Genomic DNA, 13,480 nt, shown 5'->3' on the forward strand with positions numbered 1-13,480 from the left:
GGGATAACAAAATCATCAGTTTGCGATAAACATAGGGATTTTATGATGATTTACGCTTTTGGATCAGGATTTTATGATGAATATCAGATTTTCCCCATGCTTTTTCGATATTCTCCAGGTGTTACGCCTTCGAATTTTTTGAAGAAGCGGATAAAGCTCTGCACATCGTTATATCCCAGTGCTTGGCTAATCTCATTTAATGAGTCAGAACGCTGAAGCAGCATTTCTTTACTTTTTGCCACACGAAATTCTGTTAGATATTCAAGCATCGATCTTCCTGTTTCCGTCTTGAAGGTTCGACTAAGGTGTCCGCTGCTAATGCCAACATGCTCGGCAATATCCGTAATCGAGATATTCATGGCAAAGTGCTCTTCCATGTACTCAATTGCTTTGGCCGTGTATCTATTCATGTGTTTGCGATTCTCGAGCTCTTGAAGATGCGATATATGCCGCTGTATATGTCTGCTCATGAATTGACGCAATTGATCGTTGTTACGGCAATCGTTCAGCTTTAGAATCCCAATACCTTCATTCAGGTCCCAAATGTCATAGCCTTCTCGAAGCAGCTCGTTATCGATACTACCCATCAACAGGACAAGCATCCCCTGCAACTTCTCATGTGAATAGCTTGAATTGTAGATATATTGTTCAAATAACTCTTCAATACATTCCTCTGCCTTATCCCGATTCAGGGTAACGATGGTGTGAAGCAGATGTTTCTGCATGGACATGGGATATTCGAGCTTACAATCTTTCGGGGCTTCCTCTACAAAAATCACTTCACCACTTCCCATGACAGCCTTATAATTTAAAGCACGTCTAATGCGCTCATAGGATTGATGAACTCTCTCGATCGGACTAACTTCGCTGACGCATAGCTGTAAGGAAACGTTTAGCTGTCCTTGTAGAAATGTCGTCATTTCGGCATAGCATTCACGTATGCGTTCTTTCAGGCCTTCGTGCAGATAGGAAGTGTTAACATTCAGGATGAAGCCGAACTTATGATCATCTAAAATAGTGCCTTCCCCTATAAAATGAGTCTTAAGTGTCTCCAGCAAAAAGCTGAACATGACAAGCTTATGTTGTGGATCATGCGATTCTTCGCCCGCAGCCGGATCGACGGCGACGACCATAACGAGATAACCAGGAGCAGAAAAGGAGATACCTAACTGTTCTAAACGGCTAGGTATCGAACCTTGATCCAGTAAATTATTTTGTAAGATATCTCCGATCAAGTGATCCTTTATTACGGGTTCGTTTTGCTTGAGTGTATGTAACATGGTGGTTATGGCACCACGGACTAGAGAGAATTCATCTTTGTCCTCTCTGGCGGACCATTCCGGCTTTTTTCCTCCACTGCCGTTTAAGGTTTCGATTAAACTCTTCCAGGGGTGATACATTTTCACTGCATACATGTATGAGACGAACAAACCGATTAATCCGACCAGGAGCACAACAAAAGACAAGCCCATCAATTTGTCTAGCAGACGTTCTTGATACACTTGGTATGGGGTCAGATGAACGACACTCCAGCCATTGTAGGGAACGGGTTCAACACGTACAAAGTAGGACTCCTTGTTCCATGTTATTCTGCTCATTCGGTTGGTCGGCATCTTCGATAATTCATGGGTCAGCGTTTGAAGCTCGGGAACTTGGGCTATTCCGGATTTTGAGATTACGGTCCCTTCGCCGTCGATAATTACAGTATCATTCTCGGAGCCGTTGTACATATGGTAGAGGGTGTTTAGAAACATTGTTTTAGGAATGTTGAAGACTAGGATCCCAGTTGGTTTGACAGCAGTCACCGGAACGGGCCTATAGAATGTGACAAATTCATCATCGTGATCGGACGAATCGGCATTCCAAAATGCTTCCTTGGGAGGGATTCGGACCTGATACCACCATGGCTGGTTTTCGCTAAAGTCTCGAATTTGCTGAATCGCCTGCTGGTCATAAAATTCATCCGCTGCAAAAATCCCATCATTCGTTGTAATTACTTTGTTTCCTGCAAAGGAATAGAGGTATACCGAATGAAACAATTTATTCGGCACAATGTGTTTACGAAGTTGTTCTTTCAATTGATAGACATCATACATGTCATATTCTCCAGACTGCTGTAGATATCCATTGATGTACGGAAGAAATGAAAGCTGCAGCGAGAACGAATTAATCTGATCAATAACTGTTTCAATATTTTTAGAAACCCGCTGAATTTTGGACTCCGAATTTTGCTCGATTTGGGTCTGAATATCTTCTTTATTTGTGTAGGCATAAACGGAGACAATCAATAGTGTAGGGATAAGTACGGACACTAGATAGGAGAGCAGGAGCTTACGAAATAAGGAACGATTAAAAAACATACTCTTTGAAAGCCCTTTCATTAAAAGGTGCACCTCCCGAAATTTGTTCATCTCCACATAAATATAGTTAATTATATTCACGCGCATTAGCGCCGTAAAGAAAACATTTCCACAAACGTGAGATTGGGTTGGTTTCAACACACAGAAAAACCCTGTACCGTTTGAGGTTCCAGGGTTTTTAGATAGAGTCTCGTCTTGTTATTTCTTCAGCAGCAAGTACATAAAGTAAGGCCCGCCAATGAGCGCAACCATAATTCCAGCCGGAATGCCATCCGGGTCTACCAGATTACGACCGATGGTGTCCGCAAGCAGCAGCAACCATCCACCAGTGAGAATGGCTACTGGTATAAACATCTGGTTGCGTGGGCCGACTAGCGACTTCGCAATATGAGGAGCCATCAGACCGATAAATGCGATGCCACCAGTCACGGAAACGGCTGAGGCGGCAAGTGCAACGGCTGTGAGCAGCAGCACGATTCGTTCTTTTTCCACCGCTACACCTACGCCGATGGCAACCGGTTCACTAAGACCAAGAAGGTTTAAACGGTTAGCCTTGTACAGCGTAAATGGAATCAGAATGGCAAGCCAAGGAAGGATCGCCCAGATAAAGGGCCAGTCTGCTCCCCAGATGTTCCCGGCAATCCACTTAGATATGAAATCGACTTTGGAACGCTCAGCTGATGAAATAATTACGATCATTAGACCGGACAGCGCCATGGAGAAACCTACGCCGATGAGCACTAATCTTACGGGCTGAAGACCTGAGCTTCGGCTATACGAAAAGGCGTAGATTAGACAAGCTGTAATGAGTGCGCCTAGGAACGCTACGACCGGCAGCAGATAAACAAATGAGCCTGCTTGGATCGGAAAGAAAAGAAAGAAGACGGCGACCGCTACACCTGCACCGGAGTTGATGCCGATAATACCTGGATCTGCAAGGTCATTCCGTGTGATCCCCTGCAAAATAGCTCCGGATAACGCCAGCGCCATTCCTGCAAGCAGGGTAATCAGCATACGTGGTAGACGGATGGAGAAGAGTACAAACTCCTCCTTAAAAGTGCCTTGCCCGAATAGGGTTGGAATCAATCGGTTAAACGATAAGGAAGAGTAGCCCATGCCCATACTAATAATTGCTGTTATGGCGATTAAAATTAATAATGCAACGAGAATTAAACGTTGTTTCTTCACAAGAGCTGGATGGATCATGAGAATGCTTTTCCTCCTTTACGTACAATAATCAGGAAGAAAGGTAAGCCCATCAACGCTACAATAGCAGCTACAGGCGTTTCATATGGGATATTTATGGTACGTCCCAAGGTATCTGCGAACAGCATGAAGGATGCGCCGCATATTGCGGACATCGGAATAATGAATCGGTAATCTGTTCCGACAATGGCTCTGACGATATGGGGGACCATCAGCCCGATAAATGCCATGTTCCCAACAAGAGCCACGGAAGCGCCTGCGAGTGCAATGACGACGATAAACAGGAGCGCTTTGACCCGCATCGTCTTCTGACCGAGTCCAACAGCTACCTCTTCACTTAAACTAAGGATCGTAAGCTGTCTGGACAAGAACACTGCGATGATGATCCCAACTACGATGACAGGAACGATGATCTGGAGCTGGCCCCAGGTTGTGCCGATCAAGCCGCCGGCTGTCCACATGGAAACATCCTTGGATATTTTGTAATAGATACCGATGCCTTCTGAGACTGCATGTAGAAACGCTGTTACAGCAGCGCCTGCAAGCACAAGACGAAGGGGAGAGAAGCCACCCTTCTTGATTGTGCCCATACTGAACACCATGATCGCACCGATAGTAGCCCCAATAAAGCAAGCGATCATGATGCCAAAATAATTGACAGAGGGAATCCAGGCGATTGTAACAGCAAGAGCTGCATTGGCACCAGCTGTTAACCCGATGAGACCTGGATCTGCAAGCGGATTGCGGGTCATGCCTTGCATAATTGCACCCGAAATAGCAAGGGCAGCTCCTACGAAGATTGCTGCTATCTCACGGGGAAGGCGTATTTCCCTTAGGATCGAGATTTTATCACCTTGAACATTCGAGGTTAGGGCAAGCCACAAATCACTTAAGGTGGTATTTGCAGCCCCGAATACCATGGCAATAACAAATATAGCGATCAACACGAACAGTCCTGCGACTAGCTTCAATGTAAAAGGTAAGGTGCGTTTCGTTTCAGTACGCATGTTCATTCATCAGCTGCCATGAAAGGCTTGCTTGAAGAACTCCAATTGGAAGTCTAGCGTAAGCGGATCATTGAAGTAGAATTCATTCATATTGACCTCAAACACTTGATTGTTCTTCACCGCCGGAATATTCTTGTATGTTTCGGTATCTTGGAACGAGTTGTCTGTCTCTGAGTTCTTGCTCAGAATCATGTAGTCCCCCGCATATTCAGGAAGAACTTCTGTAGACAAGGCATAATAGCCTGGCTCCAGCGCGGATTCTTTGACCTTCTCTGGCATGTTAAGCTTCATTTCCTGGTACAGGATTTCAGTGCCCCGCCCCCAGTTATTTCCGTATACATAGAGCTGTTTATTAAAGTTCTCGATAACAGATACGGTCTTGTCTGCTCCAATTTTAGCTTTGATCTCTTCGCCTGCTTCAGCGGCCCGTTTCTTGAAGTCTTCTACCCATGCAGTAGCTTCTTTCTCTTTATTAAGCAGCTTTCCAATCTCCAAATGCTGTGTTAGATAATCAACTTTACCGTAGGTGTAAGTTACTGTGGGAGCAATTTCCTTCAGTTTATCGATGTTATTAATCGTCGATAGTCCAATGATTAAGTCAGGATCAAGTTCGATGATTTTCTCAAGACTTTCATCACTAACTTCTGCTACGTCTTTCAATTGTTCGAAACGAGGATTTTGCTTAGCCCAAGAATCGACACCAACAAGGTTAACCCCAAGAGCCATGACATTTCCTGCGAAGGATGAGAGGACTACGACGCGCTGCGGATTGGCAGGTACTTCAATGGGTCCATTCTCAGATTGATACGTAATAGTTGTGGGTTCTGCACTATTACTATTAGGTGATGATTCTGGTTTGGCAGTTGAGCTGCCGCAAGCACTAAGTAGTAGAAGTGACAGCAAGAGGATGGGGGTGAGTAGTTTTTTCATGATTGAATGATTCTCCTTTTAGTAAGTTATATGTAACACACATGGGTTTACCTGTTCGGGGGTCTTGACCGATTGCTGCATCAATCTGGAACACTTCACGCAGTACATCATGATGAATGACTTCGGCACAGCTTCCCGATCTCACGACCTCACCATCTTTCATCGCAATGATATGGTCGGCGAAGCGGGCAGCCTGATTGAGGTCATGCAGCACCATAACAATGGTACGTTCTTGCTCTCGATTAAGCTTCTGTAGTAACTCAAGTACTTCAAGTTGATGCGCCATATCCAAATAGGTGGTAGGCTCATCTAGGAAAATAATATCGGTTTCCTGCGCAAGAGCCATAGCAATCCAGACTCGCTGTCTTTGACCACCAGATAAGGCATCAACGGGGCGATATTTAAATTCCAGAGTACCTGTAACCTCAAGTGCCCAGTCAATGACATCGAAGTCTCTTTTCGTTAGACGACCAAAGCCTTTCTGATAGGGAAAGCGACCGTAAGAGACAAGCTCGGAGACGGTGAGTCCACTCGCACTTTCCGGTGACTGAGGGAGAATGGCCATCTTTCGGGCAAGAACTTTAGTGTCTTCCTTCGCAATATGCTTGCCGTCAAGCAAGATATTTCCATCCTGATGTGAAATGATACGGGTGATCGCTTTAAGAAAAGTTGATTTTCCGCAGCCATTGGCACCAATAATGGTGGTGATCTTTTTGTCGGGGATCGCCACATTTAGCTTTTTCACAATGAGACGTTCACCATAACCGATGCTTAAGTCCTCCGTATATAGGCGGGTCATGAGGGGAACCTCCAATTTAGAATAATTATTAGATAATACTAATTGATAATGATTATCAATTTCACTACGGTAATTACTTTAAAACTAAAGTAATTGGGTTGTCAACTTTTATTTTTAGTTGTAAATCGATCAGAATGAGATTATATTGTATTGAGAATGATAATCATTAACATCACATTCTAGGAGGTAGGCTGTTATGCGTCAGCAGGAGTTATATGATGTAACGATCATCGGGGGAGGTCCTGCAGGGCTGTACTCCGCTTTTTATAGTGGTCTACGGGAAATGAAGACAAAGCTTATTGAGTATCAGCCGAGACTCGGAGGCAAAATTCATGTGTATCCAGAAAAGATGATCTGGGATGTAGGTGGGATGACCCCTCTTCCTGGGGCCAAGCTTATTGAACAACTTGTTGAGCAGGGGCTAACCTTTGATCCGGAAGTGTTGTTGAATGAGAAAGTGGAGACGATTACAAAGGATGAAGATGAGATCTTCATATTACATACAGCTTCAGGAGAGAAGCATTATTCAAAAACGGTTATCGTAGCAGTAGGAGGCGGGATCTTAAATCCGCAAAAGTTGGAGATTGAAGGGGCGGAACGCTTCGAGGTGTCTAACTTAAATTACACGGTAAAATCTTTAAAACGTTTTAAAGACAAGACGGTGATCATCTCCGGTGGTGGTAACTCGGCTATTGATTGGGCAAACGAGTTAGAGCCAATCGCTAAAAAAGTGTATCTTAGCTATCGGAAAGGAGCGCTTGCGGGTCACGAAGCGCAGGTGGCACAGCTCATGAACAGCTCGGCGGAGTGCCGCTTAAATACATCCATTACAAAGCTGATTGCTTGTGACAATCATGAACGGATTGAGCGAGTTGAGCTTACCAATCATGAGACAGGAGAATTATCGACGATAACGATTGATGAAGTTATCATCAATCACGGTTATGAACGAGATAAGAGTTTGCTTGAGAATAGCCCACTTCAAATCGAGATTATAGATGAATACTACATTGCAGGTCATGCAAACGGCTCGTCATCGATTGAAGGGCTGTATGCCGCTGGAGATATTCTGATGCATGAAGGGAAGCTTCATTTAATCGCGGGGGCCTTTCAAGATGCAGCCAATGCCGTTAACCAAGCGAAGCAATATATTGAGCCTAAGGCAGGAAAATCAGCGATGGTATCCTCCCATAATGAGGTGTTTAAACAGCGTAACCGAGAACTCGTGAAGCAGTTAATACAGTCATAAGTTGAGAAGGGTGGGAGTCACACCCTTTTTAACCATTAGAAATAAAGATTGTAGTTTATTAGGCGATGTGCATCACTGTATTTGTGAAAGATAGAACAATATTATAAACGACCCAAGTATTGGGTACGTGATATGTTTTTACTTATATATAAACGGAGATGAGGACAGAACCTGTATTCAGGATTTTAAGTCTCCACAAACAGTTGTTACAAGAAGTTAAAATGCCGGATTTACTTGAATTCAAGTGGCTTGATAGATCTCTTTCAAAATTTGCGGAAGCCTCTAAATAGGACTATAATTAGTATATTGACTGTGATAAGTGTCCTTGACGGATTCGACACAGTAAGGCCTAACAATCATAAATTTATTAACTTCAAAAGAGAAGGTGCAGAAATGGGTAGAGTACAAGGGAAAGTAGCATTAATTACAGGTGGAGCGTCAGGCATCGGTCTTTCCGCAGCCACATTATTAGCTAAAGAAGGCGCTAAGGTGGTTATCTCTGACTTTAACGTAGATGGCGCTAAAGCAGCAGCTGAAGAGATTACGAAAGCTGGCGGCGAAGCTGTTGGAGTATTCTTGGATGCAGGTAATGAAGAATCCATTAAAGCAGCTATCGACTTTACAGTAGAAACATACGGTACGATTAACGTGCTTTACAACAACGTTGGTATGACAAATCTTCGTAAAGACTTGGACGTTGTCAACATGGATCTTGAAGAATGGGATAAGTTAATGAATGTAAATACGAAGAGTGTTCTTCTTGGAGCACGCTACGCTATTCCTCATATGATCAAAGCAGGTGGCGGTTCCATTATCAATACAGCTTCCATGGCTGGTTTTGCAGGTGACTCCGTTCGTACGGCTTATGGCGCTTCTAAAGCAGCAGTAGTTAACTTGACTCGTTATATCGCAGTTCAATACGGTAAGCATAACATCCGTTGTAACGGTGTAGCGCCGGGTCTAATCTTGACACCAGCTGCTAAGAACAACATGCCTCAGGCTATCCTGGATATCTTCGCTAAGTTTAACGCGCTTCCTTATCATGGTGAAGCTGACGATATTGGACACACGGTTGTGTTCCTTGCTTCTGATGAATCTAAATTCATCACGGGCCAGACGATCCAAGTTGAAGGTGGCCACTACATGGCTAACCCAAGTATCGCGGACGTTGAGAACTATATGTTCGAAATGAAACAACAAGGTTAATTCACTTCAATATAGAAGTAAATTTCAGAAACTTCACTAGCTCATTAGAGCTGGTGAAGTTTTTTTTTGTAACTTTTATGAGGGTAAGAACGTGTATAGGGTGAGGGGGGAGGCAATGAAGCAAGACGACTTGGACTGGATGTATCAGCAGCATATGAAAGACGTGTATCGTTATTTGTACTCCCTCTGCCGAGATCACCATATGACTGAGGATATTTTGCAGGAAACATTCTATCGTGCATATCTACATTTGGAGAACTGCAAGGATGTCAAGGTAAAGCCATGGCTCTTTCGGGTAGCTTACCATGCATTCATTGATGTGAAGCGGAAGAATAAGCGGATGGATCTTCATGAGATCAGTTATTTTGACTCCTTGTTCCATACGGAGACCTTGGAGCAACAAGTGATGGAGCAGGAACAATGGGATGAGTTGAAGCTAGCGATAGGTGAACTTCCGGAACGACAGAAACAGGCGATTGTGTTATATGATTTTCATCAATTTTCGTATCAGGAGGCAGCCGCACTTATGAAGGTGGGTCTCTCTCATTTCAAAATATTATTATTTCGAGCTAGACAGACACTTCGGCAGCGGAAGGGAAGGGATGATCAGGATGAGTGATGAGTTTCGGCGCAGGTTACAGGACTACGAGGACGGAAAGCTGTCCGAAGAGGAACAGATTCAGCTTGAGGAAGAGCTTGAGCGAATGGAGACGTATCAGGCTCATTTGGATGAAGTCATGAATAAGGAACAGGGAGAAATAGATCATACGAGAACGTCGCGTAATGAAGCTAAGATCATAAAGCGTGGAAAATGGAAGGCGCGTATGAATACAGTGCTCAGTGTACTGGTGATATTTATCCTGGTCACATGGGCAGGTAATATTTTCAATTCCATATATTTTGGTGAAGGTGATCCCAGTCGTGCAGATACATATGGAGATGTGGCTTCATTCGCGATAATGGTAACCCATCCGAATGTGAGTGTTCGTGTGACAGGTAGCATGGCAGGATACCTCAGTTATGAGTTCACCGGTGAGATGAAGAAGCAAATCGGAAGTGAATGGTATACGATTGGCCAATTTGAGCTGCCCTTTAGATTAGGTCTACCCGGAATACTACAGATGAAATGGTCAGACGATCATCCCAAAACAAGATATTTTAATAGCCCCGATAACCCCGTCGATATGGATATGCAGCACGATTGGAACAAGCTAGAGAAGCTTCCGGAGGGGACAGTGGCAGAAACCTATCTTTCCTTCGATCAGTATTATACGACTGATGAGATATTGAAGAACTTCGAGGGTAAGAATTTAGAGCCCGTGTGGTTCGCCGTAGATGCCGGTCAACAGGAAAGTTATGATCTGATCGGATTTCCCTATCAACCCATGTGGCATCACGACGATCTAACGATTATAAGTCACAAGGAAGAGAAGACTCGATTCGGCAAAACCGTCTTACAGGGAGGAACCTACCCCACCGTAGATGATTATGGAAGCGGCAAGTTGAGGGAAGAGAACTTTATCAAAACGTTAAGGCTGCTTCGAGATTATCCATCTATAACAGGCAAAGTGAATCCATTCGTGAAATTTGATCAAATTACAGAGTATGTGGAATCAAATGGAGTGAAAATTTATGGAGCTGTGGTTACAGGACCAACCAAAGAGCTCTTGAAGCTCAAGAAAGAGTCCTGGGTAAAAGGAATTCAAGTAAGTGATGCGCGTCTTTGGAATTGGATGTTCACTGACCAAGAGGGGTGATTAAGGAAAATAATGGTTGACAGTCTACCTCGGCGGTTGTTATGATGTGCCCAAGATATTTGCAGATCACGTTAAGTGTGACCTGTAGTCATCGAATCGACTGGAACACCAGAGATTCAATGTACAGCCTTTGGCTGCGACATTGGATCTTTTTTTGTTCCTCATTCTCGCAATCAAAGGAGGTATCGCTGTCTTAAATCCGATTATTTACATGGGTTAAATATGATATTTAATATGAAATCATTTAAAGGAGTGGATTGACATGACGCAAGCTACGACTTACTTATCCCGTGACTATGTACCCGCAAGAGACCGCAGAGCAGGGGTGCGTGTACTTAACCGATTGCCTGAAGGTGAACAGGAGCGTCCATATACGATCTTTAAACTCAAGCCGCTTGGACCGATAATTGGTGCAGAAATTGAAGGCGTGGATTTGAGCCAGCCGGTATCTGCTGAGTTAAGAGCAGAGCTACATCGTGCTTTTCTGGAATGGAAGGTGCTTTTCTTCCGCAACCAGACGATAAATAGTGATCAGCAGCTAGCCTTTGCACGGTTGTGGGGAGGTATTGAGAAGCACCCCTTTCTTCCTCAAGGAAGCGCTGAAGAGGTTACAAGGTTTGAAAAAGACGAGAAAAATACTGGAATGGAGAACCTGTGGCACACGGATGTGACATGGCGGGTGAACCCAGCACTTGGATCGCTGCTACGCCTCTCCGAAGTGCCCCCTTTAGGCGGTGGCGATACGCTATGGGCTGACATGGCGGCCGCATACGACAATCTGCCTGAGGAATTGAAGCAGAGAATCGACGGTCTGACCGCGATTCATGATTTTACGCCTAGTTTTGGACGGCGATTGACACCAGAGCAGCTGGCCGCGAAGCAGGAGGAGTACCCTGTTGCAGAGCATCCAGTTGTACGCACTCATCCAGAGACGGGAAGGAAGACGTTGTTCGTCAATGCAGCTTTCACGATTCGAATTGTAGGATTAGAACCAGAGGAAAGCGAGGAACTATTAGGATACCTTTTCAAACAGGCGCAAGTGCCAGAATATCAGGTGCGCTTCCGCTGGCAGCAAAATTCCGTGGCATTTTGGGACAATAGAGCAACACAGCATTATGCAGTCTCGGATTATTATCCGCATCGCCGTGTAGCGGAACGTATTTCGATCGAGGGCGATAAACCATTTTAAAATGAAGTTGGATGTCAAACTATGAAGGGGTAATATCGATGAGAACACGAGCAATTAAGCCCATCTTCATTCTGGCCGTCAGTATAACATTGCTACTACTCGCTGGATGCACCAAAACAAGCGGTAATGCCGTAACTAGTGTCGGTGCAAGTACACAACAGGACTCTCCACCGGTAACCGTGAACATTGCCATTAATGGTAAGCTCAGTCCGCTTAACATTGCCAAAGATAAGGGGTGGGTGGAGGATGAATTCAAGAAGCTGAATGCAGAGGTTCGGTGGAGCGAGTTCCCTAGCGGACCCCCGCTGCTGGAGTCCCTCTCTGCAGGTCGGGTCGATCTATCCTTTCTTGGTGACGGAGCTACGATTGCTGGAATTGCGAGTGGACTCCCTTTTGAAGTTATAGCACTTCTTTCTGAAGGCAGGAACACGGTCTCCATTATTGTCCCGAAAGACAGCTCTATTGAGAAAGTAGAAGACCTAAAAGGAAAGACCATTGGTCTCCCAAAAGGAACAACAGCTCACGTCTATGTAGCTAAGGTACTGCAGAACACAAACATCACACTAGACGACCTCAATATTATTAACTTACAACCCGATGATGGGCAGGCTGCATTCGATAGTGGTAAGCTTGATGCCTGGGCTGCATGGGACCCCTACGTATCGCAAAATATAGCCACTAATAAGGCCAGAGACCTTCCTGCGAGTGAGGTGATGGCACCGTCCTCAGCGATTGTCCACAAGGATTTTGCCAAGGAACATCCAGAGCTGGTTGTAGCCTATTTAAGAGTATTTAAGAAAGCGGCTCTGTGGCAGCTTGAGCATGAGGAGGAAGCGGCTCAGATCTTCAATGCGAAGACTAAAGTTCCAGTGGCTACGATTAAGACGATCTTGAGCAAAGGAAAGCCATTAGTATCTGCTTACACGGAGGAAGCGCTAAGGGAGCAGCAGGCAGCTAGCGATATTTTGGCCGGGAATGGATTTATCCGCAGAGAGATCCACTTCAAGGAATCGGTTAATGATCGTTTTATCCTCGAAGCGTTGAAGGAGTAGAAAGCGATAATTTAAAAATCTTCAACCCCGGCATATGTGCTGGGATTGAAGATTTTTTGTGTAAATGCCCTATGATAGGTGGGAACAATTCAATTAGAGTACGGTCAATTCGCCGCGAACAAAAGCGAGAAGCTTCTTCAAAAAAGAGACTTCCAGCTCCATATAGTTCAAGGAGTGTTCCTGAACCAAGTGGACGTTAAGGGGTGTTTTCAGCCCTATGATCTTCCAATCCTCTACATTTCGATTAATTGCGTTTTGAAGCTTTTGGATGGCTTCCTCAATTAGAAATGCCAGCTTCACAGGGTCAGCATGCTTCAGAAATACAGTGGATGAATATAGTGATTTCACATCTTTAAAGTTTTTGAAGGCTGTGTAAATTTCCTCTTCCAGTGCCTTTCGTCCTGCTTCTGTAATGCCATAGGTTGTTTTCTCAGGCCGATTTTCCTCTCGAGTGACCTCAATCTTCTCGATATACCCTTGTTTTAACAGCACTTCAAAGTTGTAATATAAACGTCCGTCATTTATTTTTTGGACATCCTCCATGTTATCGCCTTTGAGCATTTTTTTGACATCATAAGGATGATGGTTTCTTTCACATAGATTCCCTAAAATAAATACGCGAAGCGACATCAGTACCGTCCTCCTTTTTCACAACATACGAAGAGCCAGCCACTTCCGAGGGGGAAGCGGCAGGCTCTCATGTATATACGCTTATTTTAACTTAA

12 protein-coding genes are annotated in these 13,480 nt (G+C 44.5%); 6 read left to right on the forward strand and 6 right to left on the reverse strand.

Annotated features, from left to right (window positions below; translation table 11 throughout):
• Positions 1-83 precede the first annotated feature (83 nt).
• The 5 genes from AC3WJJ_RS19635 to AC3WJJ_RS19655 all read right to left on the reverse strand — a co-directional run bounded on the left by AC3WJJ_RS19635 (position 84) and on the right by AC3WJJ_RS19655 (position 6,302).
• Positions 84-2,381: a helix-turn-helix domain-containing protein gene (locus AC3WJJ_RS19635; RefSeq protein WP_492543372.1), complete on the reverse strand. Its 2,298-nt coding sequence runs from the start codon at positions 2,379-2,381 to the stop codon at positions 84-86.
• Between the two features lie 177 nt (positions 2,382-2,558).
• Positions 2,559-3,566 carry a FecCD family ABC transporter permease gene (locus tag AC3WJJ_RS19640; RefSeq protein ID WP_492543373.1) on the reverse strand — a complete coding sequence of 336 codons (1,008 nt, stop codon included), beginning with the start codon at positions 3,564-3,566 and terminating at the stop codon, positions 2,559-2,561.
• The gene (locus AC3WJJ_RS19645; protein ID WP_492543612.1) at positions 3,563-4,573 is read right to left on the reverse strand and encodes a FecCD family ABC transporter permease; all 1,011 of its coding nucleotides are present in this window, start codon (positions 4,571-4,573) and stop codon (positions 3,563-3,565) included. Before AC3WJJ_RS19645 ends, AC3WJJ_RS19640 begins: the two co-directional genes overlap by 4 nt.
• Positions 4,574-4,582: 9 nt before the next feature.
• Positions 4,583-5,503: an iron-hydroxamate ABC transporter substrate-binding protein gene (locus tag AC3WJJ_RS19650; protein ID WP_492543374.1), complete on the reverse strand. Its 921-nt coding sequence runs from the start codon at positions 5,501-5,503 to the stop codon at positions 4,583-4,585.
• Positions 5,454-6,302, reverse strand: a complete 849-nt coding sequence (locus AC3WJJ_RS19655) for an ABC transporter ATP-binding protein (protein WP_492543375.1) — start codon at positions 6,300-6,302, stop codon at positions 5,454-5,456. Before AC3WJJ_RS19655 ends, AC3WJJ_RS19650 begins: the two co-directional genes overlap by 50 nt.
• 196 nt (positions 6,303-6,498) lie before the next feature.
• On the opposite strand from AC3WJJ_RS19655, the gene AC3WJJ_RS19660 reads away from it, so the two are divergent.
• From AC3WJJ_RS19660 to AC3WJJ_RS19685, 6 genes are all read left to right on the forward strand, one after another.
• Positions 6,499-7,551, forward strand: coding sequence for an NAD(P)/FAD-dependent oxidoreductase (locus AC3WJJ_RS19660; protein WP_492543376.1), 1,053 nt, complete (start codon positions 6,499-6,501; stop codon positions 7,549-7,551).
• Between the two features lie 393 nt (positions 7,552-7,944).
• The gene (locus tag AC3WJJ_RS19665; protein ID WP_492543377.1) at positions 7,945-8,757 is read left to right on the forward strand and encodes an SDR family NAD(P)-dependent oxidoreductase; all 813 of its coding nucleotides are present in this window, start codon (positions 7,945-7,947) and stop codon (positions 8,755-8,757) included.
• Between the two features lie 115 nt (positions 8,758-8,872).
• Positions 8,873-9,376 carry a sigma-70 family RNA polymerase sigma factor gene (locus AC3WJJ_RS19670; protein ID WP_492543378.1) on the forward strand — a complete coding sequence of 168 codons (504 nt, stop codon included), beginning with the start codon at positions 8,873-8,875 and terminating at the stop codon, positions 9,374-9,376.
• Positions 9,369-10,514, forward strand: coding sequence for an anti-sigma factor (locus AC3WJJ_RS19675; RefSeq protein WP_492543379.1), 1,146 nt, complete (start codon positions 9,369-9,371; stop codon positions 10,512-10,514). The genes AC3WJJ_RS19670 and AC3WJJ_RS19675 overlap by 8 nt, the downstream gene beginning before the upstream one ends.
• Before the next feature lie 262 nt (positions 10,515-10,776).
• Positions 10,777-11,703: a TauD/TfdA dioxygenase family protein gene (locus AC3WJJ_RS19680; protein ID WP_492543380.1), complete on the forward strand. Its 927-nt coding sequence runs from the start codon at positions 10,777-10,779 to the stop codon at positions 11,701-11,703.
• Positions 11,704-11,741: 38 nt separating this feature from the next.
• Positions 11,742-12,755, forward strand: coding sequence for an aliphatic sulfonate ABC transporter substrate-binding protein (locus AC3WJJ_RS19685; protein ID WP_492543381.1), 1,014 nt, complete (start codon positions 11,742-11,744; stop codon positions 12,753-12,755).
• Between the two features lie 93 nt (positions 12,756-12,848).
• On the opposite strand, the gene AC3WJJ_RS19690 is transcribed toward AC3WJJ_RS19685, so the two are convergent.
• Complete coding sequence (locus AC3WJJ_RS19690) at positions 12,849-13,385, reverse strand: PadR family transcriptional regulator (protein WP_492543382.1); 537 nt, start codon at positions 13,383-13,385, stop codon at positions 12,849-12,851.
• Positions 13,386-13,480 lie beyond the last annotated feature (95 nt).

The sequence above is a fragment of the Paenibacillus sp. FW507-14B1B genome (assembly GCF_058781425.1).